This is a genomic window from Providencia sp. 2.29, from assembly GCF_015832305.1.
In the GTDB taxonomy this organism is placed as follows: domain Bacteria; phylum Pseudomonadota; class Gammaproteobacteria; order Enterobacterales; family Enterobacteriaceae; genus Providencia; species Providencia stuartii.
The window spans coordinates 2,509,120-2,531,618 of the sequence record NZ_CP065420.1 but is presented as its reverse complement, the minus strand read 5'-3'; the positions used below and the strand labels follow the sequence as shown (position 1 = coordinate 2,531,618).

The window sequence follows — 22,499 nt, the reverse complement described above, 5'->3', positions numbered from 1 at the left end:
ATGTCTGCCTCATGTTTTAAAAATAAAAGTTTATACCACTCAAAAGTTTTTATTGCAGTCAGTATTATATTATATTCTAACAATACTAAAGCAGATGATGTTTTTGACATTAATGCAATCAATACAGGGATTGAAAGCCACGTTGCGGATGTAAATAATTTAGATTATCTGTCATATTCGGGAGGGCAGCTACCCGGAACTTATCATGTCGCTATTTATATTAATAACAAATTTGTTGATGAACAAAATTTACGCTTTATCTTTGATAAGCAAAATAAAAAGCTTGTTCCTGAAATAGCAAAGAAGATGCTATTAAGCTGGGGGGTTAAAAATACCGCGAGCCAAGCCTTTAGCGATGCAAAAGATGATCAAGCAATCACTGATATCGCCGCGACTATACCCGGAGCGTTCTATAAATATGATTTTGGGAATGGTCGCCTTAATATCAGTATTCCTCAAATAGGGTTAGATAATTATAGCCGCGGTTACGTTGATCCTAAAGAGTGGGATGATGGTATTAATGCCGCCTTCGTAAATTATAATATCCGACACAGCCAAAATTGGTATAAAGATCGTGACGATACCAATAACACATTTATTGGCTTACGCAGCGGTATTAATTTTGATGTGTGGCGATTGAGAAACCACAGTACTTATAGCCGGACTTCAGGGAAAACGGATTGGAATAATCTACAAACTTATGTGGAAAGGGATATTCGTCCATTAAAAAGTCACTTAACGATTGGTGAAACAGCATCGGATAACGGAGTTATGGAAAGTAACCCTTATCGAGGCGTAAAGCTAGCCTCCGATGAAAGTATGTTACCGCAAAGTCAACGTGGGTTTGCGCCGGTAGTTAAAGGCATTGCTCAAACGAATGCTGTTGTGACGATCCGCCAAAATGGTAGCGTGATTTATCAAACGACAGTACCACCCGGCGAGTTTGAAATAAATGACCTTTATCCTACGTCATATAGTGGTGATTTGGATGTACAAATAGAAGAAGCAAATGGAACGATCCGTTCGTTTATTCAACCTTTTTCTGCCGTTCCTATGATGCAGCGAGCGGGATCATTAAAATACAGCATTGATATTGGTAAATACAATGTTGATAACGCGCTTCGGAAACCTAATTTTGCGCAAGCCTCTGCTATTTATGGTTTGCCTTATAACTTGTCGGTTTATGGTGGTTTTATTTTATCAAAGGACTACCAAGCTTATACCGCAGGGACAGGGATCAACTTGGGGAGTATTGGGGCAATTTCAGCCGATGTGACTCAATCTAAAACAGAACTACTTGATAAAACGAATGCGCAAGGTCAGTCCTATCGAGTGCAATATTCGAAATATATGCCAGGAACAGGTACGTCATTTTCTCTTGCATCTTATCGCTATTCGACAAAAGAATATTACGATTTTTCTGCATCAAATAATGACCCTTATGAGAGCGGAAGAAAGAAACAGCAGTTCCAAGCTTCTATTTCTCAATCATTAAAAGATATTGGTTATTTATCCATTAATGGTTATCAACAATATTATTGGGATAGAAGCGGCGTCGATAAAAATTTAACCGTAGGCTTTAACTCTAATTATCGACAAATAAACTATGGTATTTCTTACTCTTATACTAAGCAGGAACATACTAATAGTAAAAACGAAATGTTATCTATCAATTTTAGTGTTCCATTTACGCTTGGACAAAAAAATAACTGGGTCAATTATCGTTACAATACTAGCCAGAATGGTGATTCGATTAGTTCGGTCAGTGTGAGTGGTACACGTTTAGAAGATAACAATTTGCAATTTGATATCACGCAAAACTATAACCATAGCCGACATGAAAATAGCGGTTCGGTGAGTGGTAATTATATTGTTTCATCAGGAGAGTATAACGGGGGCTATAGTTATGACCCACGTTATCAGTCCGCTAATATCGGGGCAACTGGCGCGTTACTATTACACTCTGGTGGTATCACCCCAGCTCGAGCGATTTATGACTCTGCGGTTTTAGTCAAAGCCAATGATATTAATGACCTGAAAGTCAATAATGCGCAGTCGCTTTATACTAACTCTTGGGGATATGCTGTTGTACCGAGTGCTACACGTTATGAAAGGAATAAGATCAGCGTTGACCCTTCAACATTAACAGGAAATAACGATGTTGGGTTAAGCACGACAACAGTTGTACCAACTCGTGGTGCTATCGTATTAGCCGACTTTAAAGGTAAACGTGGTGCGAGAGTCATGCTTAAATTAACTCACCATGATCAACTCATTCCATTTGGAGCACAAGTGTCTGTTTTAGTTGATAAAGAAGAAGTTACAACAGGTATTGTCGCTAATGATGGTGAAGTCTATTTAAGTGGTGTACCTGAACAGAGTCGTATTGTTGTCAAATGGGGAAGTCATGCGGATCAGCAGTGTGAACTGCCACTTCAGCTTGATTTAAGTAACGACAAAATTCAATTTATTGAGCGAATTTGCCAATAGGAGCAGACATGAATAAATTATTTTTAATTGGGGGTATTTCGACGCTTCTATTTTCACAATCCGCTTTAGCCGAATTTAGAGCATTATTTAATGAATTATCTCATACAGTGAATGAACCTATTTATGTTTCAAGAACAGCACCAATTGGATCAGAAGTCGGAACTATTGATTTAGGAAGCTATACCGCTTGGAGTTGGAGTAACATAACAGACGAAGTTCAAGTGGGAATTTATTTACCTGAAACGTATGGCAGTAAACAATATTATAATAACAGATACATTAAAGAAATTAATAATTCTGGTGTGGGCTATGCGCTACATGGGACAGTGTCAACACCTTGCACAGGTAGTGCTTATGTTGATGGAATTAATACCATTGATGGAAATAATGCGAATAGGATGATCTGTAGCACTACCCAGAGTTCAGGTGTGTATACCGTTTCTTTAAAACTTGTTTTTTATAAGCTCAAAGATAACGTAAAAACGCAAGTACTACCTGCTAGCCGAGCGGCGATGTTAATTATTTATAATAATGGATTTCAAACATCGGATAGCTACGGTAATATGGAGCCTAAGGTTAGTATAGGGCCGGTTAATATTATTTCGACAGGTTGTGAAGTGCTGAATAAAAATATTCTTGTGCCTTTTAATAAGATTGATAAATCGAGTTTTTCAGGGGTAGGGAGTGTTAGCCCAAATAGCGTGAAAGATTTTCAAATCAACCTTAGTTGTGACCCCGTGTCACCCATAAAAATCACCTTTACTGGAACACCTGTCAATAATAGTATGACACCCGGAACAATCGCATTAAATAATCCAACAGACGTCAATACTGCGAAAGGGTATGGTATACAAGTTAAGTATAAAAATGACCCCATTAAAATAAATCAAATGATGACGATCGAAGAAAAAAATGTATCGTCGGAAAATTATAGTATTCCATTACAAGCAGCGTATATTCAAACTTCGAATGATACACAAGCTGGCCAAGCTAATGGAACGTTACAGTTTAATTTGCAATATCATTGATTCCCAGAAAAATCGGACAGATTAAACGGTAACTATTCAATATAAATTATGATGAGCACAATATTTATTACAATGTTGTGCTTATTTTTATTTTAGTGATGCCAAAGACGAACGTAGGAGAACTTGGTGGCATTGGACCGAATGGATTGGCATTTACTGAATTTTATTATTCAACAGAGAATGGGAGCTATTTTGATGACTATCATCGTGTTTTAGCACAAGCATTGCCATCAGTATACCATGTTGAAAATTCTTGGGAAAACTATGACAAAATAGCTTCGGTGATTGCTGCTGTATTTAATAATTGGAAAATGACTCACTCTAAATAAGCATACAGCATTATCTATATCGATTGAAAAAGGGAGCAAATGCTCCCTTTACACCAATATTGATTTATTCGACTTCCAAAATACGGCAAGTATTCGTACTACCAATTGTGCCCATCAAGTCACCTTGAGTAACGAGAACGAGATCTCCAGTCATTAAATAACCATTATCACGTAGGCGTGTGATAGCTTCATTCGCAGCCGCAATACCATCGGTGTGAGTGCTACAGAAAACAGGTGTAACACCACGGTACAGTGAAGACTGATTGAGTGTTTTTTCATGGCGCGACATAGCGAAAATAGGTAAGCCAGAACTGATACGTGACATCATACGAGCAGTACGGCCTGATTCAGTCATCGCGATAATGGCTTTGACCCCTTTCAGGTGGTTAGCAGCGTACATCGTTGACATCGCGATAGCTTCTTCAGGTGAATCAAACTCGGCATCTAAGCGGTGCTTGGAGACATTCAGTCCAGGCATTTTTTCAGCCCCTAAACAGACTTGTGCCATGGCAGCAACAGTTTCAGCTGGGTATTGCCCCGCAGCGGTTTCTGCTGATAGCATAACGGCGTCTGTACCATCTAGAACGGCGTTAGCGACATCCATCACTTCAGCACGAGTCGGCATTGGATTTGTGATCATTGACTCCATCATTTGAGTTGCGGTGATCACTACTCGGTTGAGCTGACGTGAACGGCGGATCAGTTTCTTTTGTACCGCAACTAATTCTGGGTCACCGATTTCAACGCCTAAATCACCGCGAGCAACCATGACAACATCCGATGCAAGGATAACTTCATCCATAATTTCATCGGTTGCCACAGCTTCAGCGCGCTCTACTTTCGCGACGATTTGGCATTCACAGCCTGCATCACGAGCCAAACGGCGCGCATAATTTAAATCTTCGCCTGAACGAGGGAAGGAAACGGCAAGGTAATCGACACCGATTTTAGCGGCGGTGATGATATCTTCTTTGTCTTTATCGGTTAGTGCTTCAGCCGATAAACCACCACCAAGTTTGTTGATGCCTTTATTATTGGAGAGTTGACCGCCAACGGTTACTTCAGTGAAAACTTGTAAGCCTTGGACTTCACGGACTTTCAGTTGTACACGACCATCATCAAGCAATAAAATGTCACCAGGTACAACATCAGCAGGTAAACCTTTATAATCAATACCCACTTTTTGTTGGTCACCTTCACCTTTGCCGAGAGTGGCATCAAGGATAAATTTATCACCAACATTCAAGAATACTTTGCCATCTTTAAACGTAGAAACACGTATTTTAGGGCCTTGTAAATCGCCAAGGATCGCAACATGGCGACCTAAACGAGCTGCGATTTCACGCACTTTGTTAGCACGAAGAATATGGTCTTCTGGAGTTCCGTGAGAGAAGTTTAGGCGTACAACGTTGGCGCCGGCGTTAATAATCTTTTCAAGGTTATTATCACGATCGGTAGCTGGACCTAGGGTAGTAACAATTTTAGTTCTTCTAAGCCGTCTAGTCATGTATTACTCCGTTGACCTGTAATGGTGTTGATTTATTGAGTGAAATCTTTTCATACTTCAAGCGGTATGTAGTGCTCGTGGCGTAAGCCCCTATCATATTATGTCGACATACAACTTGAATCATTTAGCGTATTTTCGAGACCTTTTTACGACAAGTCGTCATGCTGACACGAGCACAGCTATTATATACTGCTAATTCGTTTATGCTATCAGGTCTGTAAAACTATTAAAGCCCACAGCAAGAAAAGAATACTTTTTAACGTTTACACACTATCAAACCGCGAATCACGTAATGCTTCTTTGACCCGTTTCAAGTTATCTCTAAATTTTTCACCTCTTCTTAAGGTAAAACCCGTTGTGAGGACATCGATCACTGTGAGTTGAGCAAGTCTTGAGACCATTGGCATATAGACGTCGGTATCCTCTGGTACATCAATAATAATTGAAAGGGTAGCGACTTGAGACAATGGAGAGTTTTCTGAGGTGATGGCAATCACAGTGGCATCGTTATCACGGGCTAGGCGAGCCATATCAACTAAGGCTTTCGTTCTTCCTGTATGCGAGATTAAAACGATAACATCCCCCTCAGTACTATTTATACAACTCATTCGTTGCATGACAATATCATCGAAATAAATGACGGGAATATTAAAACGGAAAAATTTATTCATCGCATCATGTGCTACAGCCGCCGATGCGCCAAAGCCAAAAAAGCTGATTTTTCTTGCTTGAGTGAGAAGGTCAACCGCACGATTAACGGCCGCAATGTCTAAAGTATGTTTGACATTATCTAAACCCGCCATTGCTGATTCGAAAATTTTATGGGTATAGGTGTTAACCGTGTCATTCTCTTCAACATTTCGGTTCACGTAAGGGGTGCCGTTAGCGAGGTTTTGCGCCAATCGAAGTTTAAAGTCAGGAAACCCTTTGGTATCCATTTTACGGCAAAACCGGTTAACGGTGGGTTCACTCACATCAGCAAGTTGAGCAAGGCTCGCAATGCTAAGATGAATAGCTCGCTGTGGCATACCTAAAATCACTTCGGCAACTTTCTTTTCTGATTTACTTAAAAAATCGAGGCTGTTCTTCATTTGTTCTAAAATATTCATATAACGAAAGTGCCTATTTCATCAAAAGGAGAAATTTTTCTGCCATAAAGATACGCTGTATTTTATTAATATCGTTTTGAAGGCAGTGTGTATATAAAAGGAATATACTATGGGTAATGGCTAACCTATCTGAATGAGAGGCGTTTGTGATGTAATTTTTTACAAAACTATGAGCTGTATCTAATTTTCATATCAGTAAGTTCGTTAGCTGTTTTGTCATTTTATTACAAATGCTGTCACCATTCAGTTAACATGACATGGTTTAGGTTTGCTGCTTTTTTCAGCATAAAAACTGTGATCTGTATCATCAATATTTACTGAATACCCTCAAAAGGGTACATTAGCGGAACATCTGGCTAATTTTGTAACAAAATTACAATAAATTCCGCAAATTGAGGAGAACCAATATGGCGGTAAATAATGCTGCTCAAGCCTGTGACTTGATTATTTTCGGCACCAAAGGAGACCTCGCTCGTCGTAAGTTGCTTCCATCCCTTTATCAGTTGGAGAAAGCAGGCTACATTCACCCAGACACCCGTATCATCGGTGTAGGGCGTGCGCAGTGGAGCCAGAGCGATTATGTTGAGTTTGTTGAAAAGGCGTTCAGCGAATTTTTAAAAGAAGATCTCGACCCAGTACTTTGGGAGAGGCTCAGTGCGCGTTTAGATTTCTGCAATTTGGATGTTAATCAAACCGAAAATTTCGATAGCTTGGCACAAATGTTGAAGCAAGACTGCCATCCCGCTATCCACTATTTTGCTATGCCGCCGAGCACTTTTGGGGCAGTTTGCCATGGACTTGGACATGCAGGTTTAAATAAACAGCCTAACCGTGTTGTGATGGAAAAACCGTTAGGTACAGATTTAGCGTCTTCTCAAGAAATCAACAATGAAGTAGCGAAATATTTTGATGAAAGTCAGGTCTATCGTATCGACCATTACCTCGGTAAAGAAACGGTACTTAACCTGCTGGCTCTACGTTTTGCTAACTCATTATTTATCAACAACTGGGATAATCGCACCATTGACCATGTGCAGATCACCGTTGCAGAAGAAGTGGGTATAGAAGGGCGCTGGGGGTATTTTGATCAGGCAGGTCAAATGCGCGATATGGTGCAAAACCACCTATTACAAATTCTCACCATGATCGCGATGTCGCCACCTGCTGATCTCACCACTGACCGGATCCGTGATGAAAAAGTGAAAGTGTTACGTTCATTACGTCGAATTGACCACACTAATGTCAGAGAAAAAGCGGTTCGCGGGCAGTATACTGCGGGCTTTGTTCAAGGTAATAAGGTCCCCGGTTATCTTGAAGAAGAAGGCGCTAATAAACAAAGTATGACAGAAACCTTTGTTGCGCTACGCGTTGACATCGATGATTGGCGCTGGGCGGGAGTACCTTTTTATTTACGCACAGGTAAGCGTTTACCTGCTAAGTGCTCTGAAGTTGTTGTTTATTTTAAAAAGCCAGCACTGAATATTTTCTCTGAAAGTTATCAGGAATTACCGCAAAACAAGCTCACTATTCGTCTGCAACCGGATGAAGGGATTGATATTGAGATCATGAATAAGGCACCGGGCCTTGATCACAAACATCGCTTGCAAACCACTAAGCTGGACTTGAGTTTTTCAGAAACCTTTAATCAAACACACCTTGCGGATGCTTATGAGCGCTTATTGCTTGAAGCAATGCGCGGTATTCAAGCGCTGTTCGTACGCCGTGATGAGGTTGAAGAGGCTTGGAAGTTTGTTGATTCCATTATGGATGCGTGGGCTATGGATAATGAAGCCCCTAAACCATACCAAGCGGGTACTTGGGGGCCTATCGCATCGGTTGCGATGATCACTCGTGATGGGCGTTCTTGGAACGAATTTGAATAAGCTATAGTTGATTTATCTCGTAGGCCAGCTTGCTCTAGAAGGAAGCTGGCCTTATTTTTATCCATGGTGCGAGAGCATCTTACAGCACTAACTCACTTCTTCCTGTCGCCGCCATATGAATAATACCTTGCTCTATCCGTAAACAAGCCATTTTAGCCGCATCGGGAACAGACAGCCCCGCGAGTAATTGAGCTGTTAACTCTGCACCAAATAGATCGCCGGTGCCTTTTGGCGTGACAGGGTAACGTTTATGGCGAATAACCGCGACATCCTGTTTGGTGACACACACGACCTCAATACTTTCATCATCGGGTTGGAATGCACTGGTAATGATCACCCATTGTGTATGGCCTTTTAGTAATGAACGAGCAGCTTGAGTTGCATCATCAAGGGTCTTTATCTGTTGACCACTTAGTGTCGCGAGTTCAAATTTATTGGGGATGATACCTGTTGCAAGCGGCAATACTTCATCGCGATACACATCGGCAATTTCTGGGGGAATATAAAAACCGCTATCTTCATCCCCCATAACAGGATCGACAATGACAGGTATAGAAGGGTATGACTGACGTACACTTGATAACCATTGTGCAAGATCATGGGCTTTATCTCTAGAGCCTAAATATCCCGTTAGGATCGCACGTACACTGCCAAGGCAATCGCGCTCAACTAATCCAGACAGATAGCCTCGAAACCATTCACCCGGTAATTCGCCGCCGTGACATGTCACATAATGGGGGGTATTGCTTAAAATCACTGTCGGTACAGCAGCGACCCTTAGCCCTTGCTTCATCAGTGCCGGAACCGCAATACTGTTACCGACACTGCCGTAAATAACTTGCGACTGGATGGAGATGACATCATAAGGCAGCGGCGTGGCATTTGCATCGTTTTGAAAACTGTTAGAGGTGAGGTTAAAGGTGTCCATTTATCTCTCTTTCGGCCAAAATTAAGCAGTTAGCTAATATAAGATGCCTGTTTGCCGTTGAAGTCAATCATAAACAATGGATAGGACTACGTAATAAAAGAAAACAATGAAAAATTTATTTTTTTCAATAAAAAGTATGGTTATCTAGTGAGAAGTTTGTGGTTGATTATTCGTTTAACTTGAGAATAGGTCAAGGTTAGTTGATTATTTCCTGCATAATTATGCAATAAATATTCATTTAAAAAAGCTTTTTATATTCATTGACTTAATATTTTTGGCATGATAAAAATAACCTGTAATCAACAATTATATGAGGGTTCGGAGTAACTTGGATGGATGTCCATCCGATGAAATGAATGAGATATCATGCTTAGCGTGAATAGCATTAAAATCAGTAAGTCCCAAAGAAGAACTACCCATCGGCTTTTCCTTTCAGCGATCCTTTCCAGTGAACACCACTGGTGCGGTGCATTATAGCGTCTCTCTCTATTATTCATTTTGCTGAATAAAATCAGCATCACTTTGATATTTATTTGTTTTTTATAATTGCACAAAATTTTTCTTAGCCGAAAAGTTTGCTATTTCTGTATGAAAAATAAGCAGTCGTGCGATTATCCATAGAGAGATTATATAATGATATATTGGATATTTTTAGCATTAGCTATCATTGCCGAAGTGATCGGTACATTATCGATGAAACACGCCAGCGTGAGTGGTGATTTTACTGGGATGGCAGTAATGTATGTCATGATTGCATCTTCTTACATTTTGCTAGCTGTTGCTGTGAAAAAAGTTGCTCTTGGGGTTGCATACGCCTTATGGGAAGGGATCGGTATTCTATTTATCACGACGTTTAGTGTGTTGTGGTTTGGCGAGTCGCTTTCCCCTATGAAAATTGGTGGCTTAGTATTGTTAATCGCAGGAATTGGGTTAATTAAATCGGGTACTAAAAAATCGACCGTCACTCAGTCTGCTCAAAAAGTGAAAGAAGCGGCGGGGCGTGCGGTCTCTGCGGTTAAATCAGGTGGTTTGGCACAAGAACGTGCTAAAACGGAGGCCTGATTATGGACGTCCAATTTGAATGGTGGCACGGCGCATTTTTAGTTCTTGCTGTGGTACTGGAAATTCTTGCAAACATCCTCTTAAAAATGTCGAACGGCTTTAAACGTTACTGGTTAGGCATTTTATCTTTAGTGGCAGTATTAGGCGCATTTAGCTCGTTGGCTCAAGCAGTCAAAGGTATCGAATTGTCGATTGCTTATGCGTTGTGGGGCGCTTTTGGTATTATTGCGACGGTAGCCGCGGGGTGGATCCTTTTCAATCAGCGGCTAAATTATAAAGGTTGGGGAGGTATCGTCCTGTTATTGTTGGGGATGGTGCTTATTAAAATGTCTTAAAAAATAGAGCGCCAATTGATGATTGGCGCTCTATTTTTTTATGATAAATCGTTTGCTAGGTGTCGTTATTCAATAGCGGCAACAATTTTGATTTCGACTTTATATTCCGGTTTCATCAGCGCCGCTTGTACAGTACAACGAACCGGTGCGCTGCCTTCAACAACCCAAGCATCCCATGCTTGATTCATTCCCGCAAAATCGGCTTTGTCAGCAAGGAAAATCGTTGCATCAAGGATTTTACTTTTGTCAGAACCCACGCGTTGTAAAAGAATATCAATCGCTGAAAGGGTATTCGCTGTTTGAGCAATAATATCAGCATCTAAGTTATCCGGTACACTGGTGTAGTAGACAACATTGTTGTGAATAACCGCTTCAGACCAACGTTTGTCAGGGTCAATTCTTTCAATCGTCATCATTATTCCTTAGTTCATTTCATTAGTGAGTCTTTTTAAGGATAACAGCTTGCTTTATTGATGAAAAATCCTTTCTATGACGATTGGATGATTTAGCTCAGCAGGCAACATCAAGACATGATAAAGTAGACGCCTTCAAAGAGAACAATAAATAGGTTTGCGGTGCACGACGATTTTTCTTCTAATGGCTTTTTGGCGAGAACAATCCCAGGTTTTCAACCACGAGCAGCCCAAGTCAAAATGTCACATGCTGTCACGGAGGCAATTGAAAAACAGCATGTGCTAGTGGCTGAAGCGGGAACAGGAACAGGCAAAACATACGCTTATTTGGTGCCCGCCTTACGTTCGGGTAAAAAAGTGATTGTTTCGACTGGATCGAAAGCGTTACAAGATCAGCTTTATCACCGTGACTTACCCACGATTATAGACGCGATGAAATTTAATGGGCGGACAGCGTTATTAAAAGGCCGCTCAAATTATCTTTGCTTAGAGCGTTTAGATCAGCAGTCATTAGGCGGGGGGAGCCTTGAGCCAGAAATATTGTCTGCCGTTGTCCGCTTACGCAACTGGTCCATTGAATCGGAGTCTGGGGATATCAGCACTTGTCACGATATCGCGGAAGATCATGCAGTTTGGCCATTAGTCACCAGCACTAATGACAACTGTCTCGGCAGTGATTGCCCTCGTTATCAAGAATGCTTTGTATTAAAAGCGCGCCGCAAAGCATTAGATGCTGACATTATCGTTGTTAACCATCATCTCTTTATGGCTGATCGTGTTGTTAAAGATACGGGGTTTGGGGAGTTAATGCCACAAGCTGATGTGATGATTTTTGATGAAGCACATCAAATCCCCGATATTGCTAGCCAATATTTCGGTCAACAACTCAGTAGCCGCCAGCTTCTTGATCTCGCACGTGATATGGTTATGGCCTATCGCACAGAGCTAAAAGATCTGGTTCAGCTACAAAAAAGTGCAGATAGGCTAACCCAAAGCACATTGGATTTTCGCTTAAATTTAGGTGAGAGCAGCTTTCGTGGTAACTTGCGTGATCTATTGAAAAGCCCTGTGGTGCAGCGCGCGTTGACATTACTCGATGATTCTCTCGAGTTATGTTATGAAGTGATCAAGACATCATTAGGGCGTTCGCAAACATTAGATTCCGTTTTTGAACGGGTGACTCTCTACCGTAATCGTTTGAATCGGCTAAAAGATGTCACAATTCCAGGTTATAGCTATTGGTTTGAAAGCTATGGCCGGCATTTTTTATTAGCGATAACACCACTGACGGTTGCGGAAAAATTCAGTGAAATGATCTCCAGTACGCCAGCAAGTTGGGTATTCACATCGGCAACGTTATCCGTTAATGAACAACTCAATTACTTTACCGATAGATTGGGTTTAACGTCAGCGAAAACCTTGCTATTGGCGAGCCCTTTTGATTATCAAAGCCAAACTTTACTCTGTGTGCCACGTTTTTTACCGGAAACAAACCAAAAAGGGGTGGCACAAAAACTTGCGAATATGTTGCGACCACTGATTATAAAAAACCAAGGGCGCTGCTTTTTCTTGTGTACATCACATATGATGATGCGTGAATTAGCCGAAGAGCTGAGAACAACACTCGTGTTACCTGTGCTTATGCAAGGCGAAAGCAGTAAAAATAAGTTACTTGCCCAATTTATTGCGGCGGGAAATGCAGTGCTTGTTGCAACGAGTAGCTTTTGGGAAGGGGTAGATGTCAGAGGGGATGAACTGACATGTGTGATTATCGACAAATTACCGTTTACAGCCCCTGATGACCCATTATTACGGGCGCGTATTGAGGATTGCCAATTAAGAGGCGGTGACCCATTTGCGGATGTTCAAATTCCTGATGCGGTGATCACCTTAAAGCAAGGTGTTGGGCGTTTGATCCGTGATACCAGTGATTACGGCGTTATTGTGATTTGCGATAACCGTTTAGTAACACGTCCATATGGTAAGGTTTTTTTGAATAGTTTACCGCCGTCACCAAGAACTCGCAGTTTATCTAAAGCAATTGAGTTTCTTGAGAAAAAACGAATAGAACATAATAATAGCAATTAAACCAAGGTCATAAGCGGTTTTTTCTGCTATTTCATTTTGAGTTTATGCTACTATAAACGTCATTTTCAGGTCACTGTACAGGTACAGTGGCATCAAATCTAATCATTTGCCGGAGTTGTGGCATGTCGAGCCGTATTCTTGCTGTTGATACAGCAACAGAAGCATGTTCAGTCGCATTGTTATGCGATGGAGAAATTATTTCGCGTTTTGCCGTTTCGCCTCGAGAGCATACACAAAAAGTGTTGCCAATGGTGGACGAGGTATTATCTCAAGCGGGGGTCACTTTAAACCAATTGGATGCGTTAGCGTTTGGTCGTGGACCGGGGAGTTTTACGGGCGTTCGCATCGGGGTCGGTATCGCCCAAGGGTTAGCACTCGGCGCCAATTTACCGATGATCGGTGTTTCATCATTGATGACACTGGCAGAAGGGGCATATCGAACGCAAGGACATGAGCAGGTTTTGACGGCGATTGATGCGCGCATGACAGAGGTATATTGCGCTCAATATCATCGTACGGCAGAGGGCATATGGCTCGGTGAGGATACCGAAGCTGTTATGGCGCCGGAGCTATTTAGAGATTCAATCGCTCAGTTGGCAGGGCAATGGAGCCTAGCAGGAACAGGTTGGCAAGCTTATCCGCAATTAAAAGACAGTGCGCTTTCGTTGATTGAAAGTGGGATCACATTGCCAGCGGCACAAGATATGTTACCGATTGCTGAACGTTTATGGCGTGCGGGTCAGGTACAAGCCGTCGAAAACGTTGAACCAACATATTTACGTAACGAAGTGACGTGGAAAAAACTGCCGGGTCGTGAATAGGTATATTTTTTAGATTGGCTATGCTTATTTTATTGTTAAGTTAGGCATAGCCAAGTTCTGTTTTACGCTTTTTTCCTACCAATATTTACTGTCTTAAATGGATGTTTTTTTTAATTCGATGATTGAAATTAGCATCGAGACACATCAAGCCTTATTTTATCAGTCTATAATTGAATTATTCGTGTATTTATCTCTCAAAGTATTGAACATATCGTGTTATGTTAGTTGATATTAATGTTAATCCTTGCCGTCTGAATTTATAATTAAAGCTAAATGGAGGTGGTATATGGGTATAAAAATTAACAGCCGTTCGACATTTAAAGTGGTTTTATTTGTCGGCATATTAACGTTAACGGGGTGTGTGTCGATCCCAGCCTCAATTCAAGGCTCGTCACCTAATCCAGCGGTTAACTTATCGTCAGTACAAAATGCGCCTGAAATGTATATTGGGCAGGAAGGGCGTTTTGGTGGGAAAGTAATCTCTGTTTTTAATCAGCCTAATAAAACGCGATTAGAAATTGCCGTGATCCCACTGAATAAATATGATGCAGCACCAGAATTAAATACGGCATCAACTGGTCGTATTTATGCCTTTGTTAATGGGTTCCTTGACCCTGCTGACTATAATGGTCGTTACATCACAGTGGTGGGTAAAATTACCGGAGAGCAGCCTGGTAAAATTGGTGATATCCCCTATAAGTATGTCACGTTAGACGTAACGGGTTACCAGCGTTGGAATTTAGCGCAAAGTGTAATTTTGCCGCCACCAGGCCCGTGGGGTTATGGGTATTACGGAAACCCTTATTACTATAACCATCCTTGGGGTTACGGATATGGCTATGGTTATGGCTATCCGGGGGGTGTTGCTCCAGTACAAACCTATTTAACCGAATAAAATGAGAAGTGAAAGGCTATTTATTCGGCAATGAGCTTAGTCAGTTTATTTATTAGGTTTATACGTGGGAAATATGTTAATTTTTCCAAAAATGATTCAAAAAAGTGTATTATTATGATATCTACACCAGATATCGTTCTGGAATAACATACTAAAACGAAATAGGCGGAATAGTCCGCCTATTTTTGTTTCGAAGGAATGAAATTTATTTAGTGATAGACCTCTCAACCTTAGCACAGGGTATTTTTCAAACTGGTACGCTGAGTTAATAATTTGTTAAAAGAGTGTTTGAGTTATATTACTATACTAAAATTCAGGAGTCATACTTTGGAAAAAATCTGGCTGAAAAATTACCCAAGCGATGTGCCGGAAGAGATCGATCCTGATCGCTTTGCTTCTTTAGCAGAGTTACTTGAAAATTCGGTTTCGCAATATGCTGACCAACCTGCATTCATCAACATGGGTGCGGTGATGACTTATCGCAAGTTAGAAGAGAGAAGTCGTGCTTTTGCCGCTTACCTACAAAATGGGTTAGGGTTAAAAAAAGGCGACCGCGTCGCGTTGATGATGCCTAACTTGCTGCAATACCCGATAGCTCTATTTGGCGTTTTGCGCGCGGGGATGGTTGTCGTCAATGTTAACCCACTTTATACCCCAAGGGAGCTAGAGCACCAGTTAAATGATAGTGGTGCAACGGCCATTGTCATTGTGTCTAACTTTGCTCATACCCTTGAAAAAGTGGTGTTTAATACCAAGGTTAAGCACGTTATTTTAACTCGGATGGGGGATCAACTCTCTCGTCCGAAAGCGACATTAGTGGATTTTGTCGTCAAGTATGTTAAACGGCTGGTGCCTAAATACCATTTACCAGATGCTATCTCTTTCCGACGTGCGATGCATTACGGTTATCGCATGCAATATATCAAGCCAAAGATCAATGGCGATGACCTTGCGTTCCTTCAGTATACCGGAGGGACGACAGGGGTAGCGAAAGGGGCAATGCTAACGCACCGTAATATGTTAGCGAATATCGAGCAAGCTCGAGCGGCTTATGGTCCGGTATTAAAAATAGGTTCAGAATTTGTTGTTACGGCACTACCGCTCTATCACGTCTTTGCTCTCATGGTAAATTGCTTCCTGTTTATTAATGTCGGGGGGGTGAACTTATTGATTACTAACCCTCGTGATGTGGCAGGTACCGTTAAAGAGTTAGCACGTTATCCGATCACCTCGATTACGGGTGTTAATACCTTATTCAATGCATGGCTACATAACGCAGAGTTTCAACAACTGGATTTCTCCAAACTCAGGTTGACGGTTGGTGGCGGGATGCCTGTTCAAAAAGTGGTTGCTGAAAAATGGCAAAAACTGACTGGGAAGCATTTATTAGAAGGGTATGGATTGACGGAATGTTCGCCACTTGTCACTGGAAACCCGTATAATCTGACGGCTTATAGTGGTAGTATCGGGTTACCGGTTCCATCAACAGAAATCAAGCTGGTTGATGATGATGGAAATGAGGTTGCACTTGGGGAACCAGGGGAAATGTGGGTGAAAGGTCCACAGGTGATGAAAGGGTATTGGAACCGCCCTGATTCAACCGCGGAAATTTTACATGATGGCTGGTTAGCGACGGGGGATATTGCTGAAATAGACAGTGAAGGTTATATCCGCATTGTCGATCGTAAAAAAGACATGATCATCGTTTCGGGCTTCAATGTCTATCCAAACGAAGTGGAAGATGTGATTTCATCTCATCCTGATGTCGTAGAGTGTGCCGCGATTGGTGTGCCGAGTACGAGTACAGGGGAGGCAGTTAAAGTCTTTGTTGTTAGTAGTAATCCTAATCTAACGTCAAATGATCTGAAAACATTTTGTCGCCGCTCATTAACCGCCTATAAAGTACCTAAGTTATTTGAGTTCCGAACCGAGCTACCAAAATCGAACGTTGGTAAAATATTGCGTAGGGAACTACGTGATGAAGAGAAACAGCAAAAAGATAAATCAACAGCGTAACGTTGTCATATCGGTTTGCACCCCTATGAGTAACGCCGGTTTTTACCGGCGTTACTGTGATGAGAATATAAAAAGAGAAATTTGTTTTGAATTATCGTTTAGTTACAACTGATAGCGAACTTGCACAGGTATGCCAGCAGGCGAGTGAAGCCGATTGGTTGGCATTGGATACCGAATTTGTCCGTACTCGAACTTACTATCCACAATTAGGTTTGCTACAGCTTTATGATGGAAAACAAGTTTCACTGATTGACCCGTTATCTATTAGCGACTTTTCACCGTTTAAAGCCTTACTGACAAATAAGAGCCTCACTAAGTTTTTACATGCCGGTAGTGAGGATCTTGAAGTGTTTTTGCATGATTTTGAGTGTGTGCCTGAACCGATGGTCGACACACAGGTTATTGCAGCCTTTTTGGGTTATCCAATCTCCTGTGGTTTCGCTTCTTTAGTTTCTGAATACTTAGGCATAGAGCTTGATAAGAGTGAATCTCGAACCGACTGGCTAGCGCGCCCATTAAGTGAAAAACAGTGCCAATATGCGACGGCAGACGTGCTTTATTTGCTGCCGTTAGCCAAGATCCTGATGCAGAAAGTGGAAGAGTCAGGCTACCTTTCTGCTGCGCTAGAAGAGTGCCAAAGAACGGTTGAACGCAGACAAAATGTGACTGATCCTGCATTAGCTTACCGTAATATCACCAATGTTTGTCAGTTAAAGAATGAGCAATTGGCTTGCTTGCAAATGCTGGCGGAATGGCGGCTAAATCAAGCAAAAGCGCGTGATATGGCGATTAACTTTGTGGTTAAAGAGGAGCATCTTTGGAAAGTGGCGCGTTATTTACCCGGTTCATTAGGTGAATTAGACGCATTAGGGCTGACGGGGCAAGAGATCCGCTGTCATGGAAGGCGGTTACTCAGTATTGTTGAAAAAGCCAAACAAATGGATGAGAGTGAATATCCCCCCACAGTGGCGAATTTGAATGAGCAACCTCAATATAAAACGTTATTTAAAGAGATAAAGAGTGTTGTTAAAGAAATTGCAGAGCATGAGAAATTCAATGCGGAATTGCTTGCTTCAAGGCGACAAATAAACCAGTTGCTCTCGGTACATTGGGGGATCAAATCTATCCCTAATCAGCCTGAATTACTTGATGGTTGGCGAGGAAGAATGCTTGCTGAGCCAATTACAAAGCTCCTTCAACAAGCGCGTTAATGGCCTATTTTCACTCCTAGGTTTGCTAGGAGTGAAATGTTAACCTTTTGCCTAGTGAATAGTGACGGCACTTAAGCGTTGAATAGCTCACCCACTCATTAATCAATCGATTTATTTACTGCACTGCTACGGTTTCGACAGAAAGTTAACTATCGGCAGAGGCGTATCGGAGAGTTGGGGGATTTTGTATTTCTTTTGGCAATAGACACCCAAACCACATAGAACAAATATTCATTCCATTGATGATTATTTAAATTCAATTGGTTGAACAAATAAAAAAGCAAGCCGCTATTTACAACTTAAAAACAACGGCTATTTGCTATGATTATTTTTCAGGAGCCTTGATTTCATCACCTTCCGGTAACGTAACGTTGAGTTCAAGTACTGAGATATCATCACCTTTTTGTTCGAATTGTACAGAAAGCATCTCAGGGTCAACTTGCACGTATTTACAAATAACCTGCAAAATATCTCTTTTCATATCAGCAAGATAAGGAGGTTCACTATCACCGCGGCGACGTTCTGCAACGATGATTTGCAATCGCTCTTTTGCGATATTTGCTGTCGACTTTTTTCTCGACAGAAAGAAATCCAATAAAGCCATTATTTACCCCCCAAATAGGCGTTTCAAGAAACCTTTTTTCTCTTCTTCAATGAATCGGATAGGGCGCTCTTCACCTAAAATACGGTCAACACAGTCACTGTATGCCTGACCTGCATCAGATTCTGCGTCTAAGATGACCGGTTCACCTTGGTTTGATGAACGTAGAACAGATTGGTCTTCAGGGATCACACCAATTAATGGAATACAAAGTATTTCCAGCACATCTTCCATGCTTAACATATCACCACGCGTCACACGACCCGGGTTATAGCGGGTTAATAATAAGTGCTCTTTGATAGGATCGAGCCCTTTTTCGGCGCGGCGTGATTTAGAGGCGAGAATACCCAAGATGCGGTCAGAGTCACGAACAGAAGAAACCTCAGGGTTCGTGGTGATGATCGCTTCATCTGCAAAGTAAAGTGCCATTAATGCACCACTTTCAATACCGGCTGGGGAGTCACATACGATAAAATCAAAAGACAAGTCATTACTTAATTCGTCGAGTATTTTTTCAACGCCTTCACGTGTCAGTGCGTCTTTGTCACGAGTTTGTGATGCTGGCAGAATATAAAGATTCTCGGTGCGTTTATCTTTAATCAGTGCCTGATTTAATGTGGCATCACCTTGAATGACGTTAACGAAGTCATACACTACTCGGCGTTCACATCCCATGATCAGGTCGAGGTTACGTAGACCGATATCAAAATCGATCACAACCGTTTTTTTCCCTCTTTGAGCTAGGCCTGTAGCTATGGCCGCGCTTGAAGTGGTTTTACCGACGCCACCTTTACCAGATGTAACAACAATTATGCGTGCCATGAATAATTCCTTGTAAATAAGGTCTAAATTAAGTTTTCAATATTTAATCTGTTGTCAACGAGACAAAGTTTCGCTGCTTTGCCGAGAAATTCAGACGGGATCTGATCACTCAGCCAATATTCACCTGCAATAGACACTAACTCTGCTTGCAAGTGGACACAAAAAATTTGGCTTTCCGTATCGCCAGAAGCACCTGCAAGTGCTCGGCCTCTCATTATGCCATATATATGAATATTACCATCTGCCAACAATTCTGCACCTGCACTCACATTACTTGTTACGATGAGATCACTATTTGGTGCATAAATTCGTTGGCCTGAACGAACAGGGGCATTAATAATTCGTGTTTTCCGGTAATTAAACTCAGGTTCGGCGGGAGTGGCTACCTCAACCGGTGTATGAACAGCCTTAGGTTGAGTATCAACGGCTTTTTGGCTTTTCCCCTCATTGAGAACCGGTAAGCCTGCATCATTGACTTTCTTACGTAGCAAAGGATCGGTACATCCGCTTATTCCGACAACCCTTAAGCCAACCGATATAATTGCTTTGTGAATACTGTATAAATCAGCATTTGTGGTTAAATCAGCAATGTTGATAACCACTGGCGCATTTTTAAGGAAGTCAGGAGCTTGACTAACCTTATCTTGTAGCGCTTTTTTGATGAGTTTGGGTTCTTCACTGTGTAAGTGAAGAACAGAAAGAGTAAAACTACTGCCTTTGAGTTCTATTGGCGACTGTGACATCTATCCGGGCTCAGCAAATTAAAATATCCGAAACAAACTTCGGGTGACGATATTCTGTAAAACAATAGCATGTTATAGTTACTACATTCTTCAAGCAAGCCAATGAACTAAGAAAAAGAGTTAAATATAATGATTTGTGCAATATATCGTAGTCCTAACCGTGAACAAACATATCTTTATATTGAGAAGAAGGATGATTTTTCTCGTGTACCTGAAGAACTCATGAAACAATTTGGTACTCCTCAATTTGCGATGACCCTTTCCCTTGCAAACCGCGACAAGCTGGCAAATGCAGACATTGAGAAAGTCAAAGCTGATTTAATTGAAGTTGGGTATTATCTGCAATTTCCACCTCCAGTTGAAAACCTACTCGCTGAATATCGAGAGTCTTACAGCGAATAAAATTAGGATAATACTTAGATGTTAATTTACTTGGGGAGGTGATGTGATAAAACCAACGTTATTATTTACTTTAATTAGCGGCCTATTTTTAGCTAGCTGCTCAGCAAAACAACCTATTTTGGTTACACCACAGGCTGAGCAAGATGCCATGATTGCAAAAGAGGTGATCGCGCTAAATAAAGCTTTTCCACTCGAAGAGCGTGAACCATCGCAATTCCCTGCTTATGTGGAGTTGTTAAAAGAGCATGCATTAGCTCAAGGTATTCAACCTGCCACTATTGAACGTGGTTTCGCCCATATTCATTTTATTGAACGCGTTGTTAAGGCCGATAAAGGGCAACCGGAAAAAAGAGCAACAGTGACTTTAGAAAGTTATCTCAAGAATGTGCTACCTGCATCACGCATTAATGCAGGCGCGGAAAAATATTGGGAAAATGAGTCACTCTTAAATGCGATTAGCCATCGTTATGGCGTACCGCCCCAATATATTGTTGCATTGTGGGGGCTAGAAAGTGGCTTTGGTCGCTCCCAAGGTAAAGAAGATGTTATCTCAGCATTAGCTACGCTTTCATTTGAAGGCCGCCGTGAAGCATTATTCAGTAAACAGTTGCTGGCTGCACTGGAAATTATGGATAAAGGCTATATACCGGAAGAGCAGCAGTTAAAAGGCTCTTGGGCAGGCGCCATGGGCCAAAGCCAATTTATGCCGACGTCTTATTTATCTTATGCGGCGGATGGTGATGGCGATGGCAAAATGGATATTTGGAACAATAAGGCGGATGTGTTTGCCTCAATTGCCAATTACCTGTCTACGGAAGGCTGGCAGTCTGCACTACCTTGGGGCTATCAAGTGAGCCTACCTACCGACTTTGATAAGCAACTGGAAGGCGTGAAAGCAGAGCAGGGCAAAACGGTTGCACAGTGGGAGCAACTTGGCGTTAAACTCCCTGCATCTGCGCAGTTATCACCCAATTTAAAAAGGTGGGTTGTTATCCCTGATGATCCGTTAGGGCGTGCATACTTAGTAACTGAAAACTTCCGCACGATCATGCATTGGAATCGTTCATATTACTTTGCTTTGAGCGTTTGCCTCATGGCTGATGGCGTTGCTCAAAAAATACAATAACGATAATAGGAGTTACAACTATGTACCAACATCGTGACTGGCAAGGTGCCTTACTGGATTTCCCTGCAAACAAAGTGGTTTGTGTTGGCAGTAACTATGCGAAACATATAAAAGAAATGGGCTCAGCACACCCCGAAGAGCCTGTGATTTTTATCAAACCTGAAACGGCATTATGTGACGCTAACCAACCGATTGTTATTCCAAAAGATCTTGGCTCTGTACACCATGAGATAGAATTAGCGGTTTTGATTGGTATGCCCTTAAAAAATGCTGATGAAGATAGAGTTTCTCGCTCAATCGCGGGTTTTGCTGTGGCATTAGATTTAACATTGCGTGATTTGCAGGCAAAATTTAAAAAAGCAGGGCAGCCATGGGAAAAAAGTAAAGCGTTTGATGGCTCATGTCCTATTTCAGGCTTTATTCCGGTTAATAACTTTGGTGATCCGCAAAGTGCCCAGCTTTCACTGGAGATCAATGGGGAAATTCGCCAGTCAGGCTCTACTCGTGATATGATCACGCCAATATTATCTCTGATTAGCTATATGTCTCGCTTTTTTACTTTGCGTGCGGGGGATATTATTTTAACGGGAACACCAGAGGGTGTCGGGCCGTTGACATCGGGTGATATGTTAAAGCTCTCAATTAATGACCACTCGTTAACGACTCGAGTGATCTAATGATATAGGATTG

At 41.6% G+C, this 22,499-nt stretch carries 21 protein-coding genes; 14 read left to right on the top strand and 7 right to left on the bottom strand.

The features are described from left to right. From I3B46_RS11620 to I3B46_RS11610, 3 genes are all read left to right on the top strand, one after another. Positions 1-2,490: a fimbria/pilus outer membrane usher protein gene (locus I3B46_RS11620; protein ID WP_040133097.1), complete on the top strand. Its 2,490-nt coding sequence runs from the start codon at positions 1-3 to the stop codon at positions 2,488-2,490. Between the two features lie 8 nt (positions 2,491-2,498). After that, positions 2,499-3,518: a fimbrial protein gene (locus tag I3B46_RS11615; RefSeq protein WP_014658298.1), complete on the top strand. Its 1,020-nt coding sequence runs from the start codon at positions 2,499-2,501 to the stop codon at positions 3,516-3,518. Between the two features lie 98 nt (positions 3,519-3,616). Next, complete coding sequence (locus tag I3B46_RS11610) at positions 3,617-3,847, top strand: DUF7832 domain-containing protein (protein ID WP_036943896.1); 231 nt, start codon at positions 3,617-3,619, stop codon at positions 3,845-3,847. Positions 3,848-3,911: 64 nt separating this feature from the next. Here the strand turns inward: I3B46_RS11610 and pyk are convergent, their stop codons facing one another. Both pyk and I3B46_RS11600 read right to left on the bottom strand, forming a co-directional pair. After that, positions 3,912-5,354 (bottom strand): pyruvate kinase, encoded by a 1,443-nt coding sequence (gene pyk / locus I3B46_RS11605; protein WP_004919488.1) that lies wholly within the window; start codon positions 5,352-5,354, stop codon positions 3,912-3,914. A 263-nt stretch (positions 5,355-5,617) separates the two neighbouring features. Next, positions 5,618-6,463: a MurR/RpiR family transcriptional regulator gene (locus tag I3B46_RS11600; RefSeq protein ID WP_004919490.1), complete on the bottom strand. Its 846-nt coding sequence runs from the start codon at positions 6,461-6,463 to the stop codon at positions 5,618-5,620. Between the two features lie 407 nt (positions 6,464-6,870). Here I3B46_RS11600 and zwf point away from each other — a divergent pair, with 407 nt between their 5' ends. Then, positions 6,871-8,346, top strand: a complete 1,476-nt coding sequence (zwf, locus tag I3B46_RS11595) for a glucose-6-phosphate dehydrogenase (RefSeq protein WP_004919491.1) — start codon at positions 6,871-6,873, stop codon at positions 8,344-8,346. Between the two features lie 79 nt (positions 8,347-8,425). Here zwf and pdxK read toward each other — a convergent pair whose 3' ends face one another. Continuing rightward, positions 8,426-9,274: a pyridoxine/pyridoxal/pyridoxamine kinase gene (gene pdxK, locus I3B46_RS11590; RefSeq protein ID WP_004919494.1), complete on the bottom strand. Its 849-nt coding sequence runs from the start codon at positions 9,272-9,274 to the stop codon at positions 8,426-8,428. A gap of 633 nt (positions 9,275-9,907) precedes the next feature. Between pdxK and mdtJ the strand changes: the two genes are divergently transcribed. Then, positions 9,908-10,336 (top strand): multidrug/spermidine efflux SMR transporter subunit MdtJ, encoded by a 429-nt coding sequence (mdtJ, locus tag I3B46_RS11585; protein WP_036940133.1) that lies wholly within the window; start codon positions 9,908-9,910, stop codon positions 10,334-10,336. Between the two features lie 2 nt (positions 10,337-10,338). Continuing rightward, complete coding sequence (gene mdtI, locus I3B46_RS11580) at positions 10,339-10,671, top strand: multidrug/spermidine efflux SMR transporter subunit MdtI (RefSeq protein WP_004919498.1); 333 nt, start codon at positions 10,339-10,341, stop codon at positions 10,669-10,671. 65 nt (positions 10,672-10,736) lie between these two features. On the opposite strand, the gene I3B46_RS11575 is transcribed toward mdtI, so the two are convergent. Then, complete coding sequence (locus I3B46_RS11575) at positions 10,737-11,084, bottom strand: RidA family protein (protein ID WP_014658300.1); 348 nt, start codon at positions 11,082-11,084, stop codon at positions 10,737-10,739. A 162-nt stretch (positions 11,085-11,246) separates the two neighbouring features. On the opposite strand from I3B46_RS11575, the gene I3B46_RS11570 reads away from it, so the two are divergent. From I3B46_RS11570 to rnd, 5 genes are all read left to right on the top strand, one after another. Beyond that, positions 11,247-13,172 carry an ATP-dependent DNA helicase gene (locus I3B46_RS11570; protein ID WP_036940136.1) on the top strand — a complete coding sequence of 642 codons (1,926 nt, stop codon included), beginning with the start codon at positions 11,247-11,249 and terminating at the stop codon, positions 13,170-13,172. A gap of 122 nt (positions 13,173-13,294) precedes the next feature. Continuing rightward, positions 13,295-13,993 (top strand): tRNA (adenosine(37)-N6)-threonylcarbamoyltransferase complex dimerization subunit type 1 TsaB, encoded by a 699-nt coding sequence (gene tsaB, locus I3B46_RS11565; protein ID WP_104873463.1) that lies wholly within the window; start codon positions 13,295-13,297, stop codon positions 13,991-13,993. A gap of 286 nt (positions 13,994-14,279) precedes the next feature. Continuing rightward, complete coding sequence (locus I3B46_RS11560) at positions 14,280-14,888, top strand: Slp family lipoprotein (RefSeq protein ID WP_060560585.1); 609 nt, start codon at positions 14,280-14,282, stop codon at positions 14,886-14,888. Positions 14,889-15,215: 327 nt separating this feature from the next. Next, positions 15,216-16,904: a long-chain-fatty-acid--CoA ligase FadD gene (gene fadD / locus I3B46_RS11555; RefSeq protein ID WP_163762047.1), complete on the top strand. Its 1,689-nt coding sequence runs from the start codon at positions 15,216-15,218 to the stop codon at positions 16,902-16,904. A gap of 86 nt (positions 16,905-16,990) precedes the next feature. Further along, on the top strand, positions 16,991-18,115 hold the full coding sequence (rnd, locus tag I3B46_RS11550; protein WP_004919510.1) for a ribonuclease D: 1,125 nt from the start codon (positions 16,991-16,993) through the stop codon (positions 18,113-18,115). Positions 18,116-18,440: 325 nt separating this feature from the next. Here rnd and minE read toward each other — a convergent pair whose 3' ends face one another. From minE to minC, 3 genes are read right to left on the bottom strand one after another with little or no spacing between them, the layout of a single operon-like run. After that, entirely contained in the window at positions 18,441-18,719 is a 279-nt protein-coding gene (gene minE, locus I3B46_RS11545; protein ID WP_004919515.1) for a cell division topological specificity factor MinE, read from the bottom strand. 3 nt (positions 18,720-18,722) lie between these two features. Then, positions 18,723-19,538, bottom strand: a complete 816-nt coding sequence (gene minD, locus I3B46_RS11540; RefSeq protein WP_004919516.1) for a septum site-determining protein MinD — start codon at positions 19,536-19,538, stop codon at positions 18,723-18,725. Between the two features lie 23 nt (positions 19,539-19,561). Beyond that, entirely contained in the window at positions 19,562-20,281 is a 720-nt protein-coding gene (gene minC, locus I3B46_RS11535; protein WP_004919519.1) for a septum site-determining protein MinC, read from the bottom strand. Between the two features lie 129 nt (positions 20,282-20,410). On the opposite strand from minC, the gene I3B46_RS11530 reads away from it, so the two are divergent. Genes I3B46_RS11530 through I3B46_RS11520 form a run of 3 tightly spaced genes read left to right on the top strand, consistent with a single transcriptional unit; the run spans position 20,411 to position 22,486 of the window. Next, the gene (locus I3B46_RS11530; RefSeq protein ID WP_004919520.1) at positions 20,411-20,683 is read left to right on the top strand and encodes a YcgL domain-containing protein; all 273 of its coding nucleotides are present in this window, start codon (positions 20,411-20,413) and stop codon (positions 20,681-20,683) included. A gap of 43 nt (positions 20,684-20,726) precedes the next feature. After that, positions 20,727-21,809, top strand: coding sequence for a lytic murein transglycosylase (locus tag I3B46_RS11525; RefSeq protein WP_442959176.1), 1,083 nt, complete (start codon positions 20,727-20,729; stop codon positions 21,807-21,809). A gap of 20 nt (positions 21,810-21,829) precedes the next feature. Then, positions 21,830-22,486: a fumarylacetoacetate hydrolase family protein gene (locus I3B46_RS11520; RefSeq protein ID WP_163762046.1), complete on the top strand. Its 657-nt coding sequence runs from the start codon at positions 21,830-21,832 to the stop codon at positions 22,484-22,486. Positions 22,487-22,499 lie beyond the last annotated feature (13 nt).

Excerpts from the sequence above, each read along its gene's own strand:
- I3B46_RS11620 (WP_040133097.1), top strand. The coding sequence starts at position 1 with ATGTCTGCCTCATGTTTTAAAAATAAAAGTTTATACCACTCAAAAGTT.
- I3B46_RS11615 (WP_014658298.1), top strand. The coding sequence starts at position 2,499 with ATGAATAAATTATTTTTAATTGGGGGTATTTCGACGCTTCTATTTTCA.
- I3B46_RS11610 (WP_036943896.1), top strand. The coding sequence starts at position 3,617 with ATGCCAAAGACGAACGTAGGAGAACTTGGTGGCATTGGACCGAATGGA.
- pyk (WP_004919488.1), bottom strand. The coding sequence starts at position 5,354 with ATGACTAGACGGCTTAGAAGAACTAAAATTGTTACTACCCTAGGTCCA.
- I3B46_RS11600 (WP_004919490.1), bottom strand. The coding sequence starts at position 6,463 with ATGAATATTTTAGAACAAATGAAGAACAGCCTCGATTTTTTAAGTAAA.
- zwf (WP_004919491.1), top strand. The coding sequence starts at position 6,871 with ATGGCGGTAAATAATGCTGCTCAAGCCTGTGACTTGATTATTTTCGGC.
- pdxK (WP_004919494.1), bottom strand. The coding sequence starts at position 9,274 with ATGGACACCTTTAACCTCACCTCTAACAGTTTTCAAAACGATGCAAAT.
- mdtJ (WP_036940133.1), top strand. The coding sequence starts at position 9,908 with ATGATATATTGGATATTTTTAGCATTAGCTATCATTGCCGAAGTGATC.
- mdtI (WP_004919498.1), top strand. The coding sequence starts at position 10,339 with ATGGACGTCCAATTTGAATGGTGGCACGGCGCATTTTTAGTTCTTGCT.
- I3B46_RS11575 (WP_014658300.1), bottom strand. The coding sequence starts at position 11,084 with ATGACGATTGAAAGAATTGACCCTGACAAACGTTGGTCTGAAGCGGTT.
- tsaB (WP_104873463.1), top strand. The coding sequence starts at position 13,295 with ATGTCGAGCCGTATTCTTGCTGTTGATACAGCAACAGAAGCATGTTCA.
- I3B46_RS11560 (WP_060560585.1), top strand. The coding sequence starts at position 14,280 with ATGGGTATAAAAATTAACAGCCGTTCGACATTTAAAGTGGTTTTATTT.
- minE (WP_004919515.1), bottom strand. The coding sequence starts at position 18,719 with ATGGCTTTATTGGATTTCTTTCTGTCGAGAAAAAAGTCGACAGCAAAT.
- minD (WP_004919516.1), bottom strand. The coding sequence starts at position 19,538 with ATGGCACGCATAATTGTTGTTACATCTGGTAAAGGTGGCGTCGGTAAA.
- minC (WP_004919519.1), bottom strand. The coding sequence starts at position 20,281 with ATGTCACAGTCGCCAATAGAACTCAAAGGCAGTAGTTTTACTCTTTCT.
- I3B46_RS11530 (WP_004919520.1), top strand. The coding sequence starts at position 20,411 with ATGATTTGTGCAATATATCGTAGTCCTAACCGTGAACAAACATATCTT.
- I3B46_RS11520 (WP_163762046.1), top strand. The coding sequence starts at position 21,830 with ATGTACCAACATCGTGACTGGCAAGGTGCCTTACTGGATTTCCCTGCA.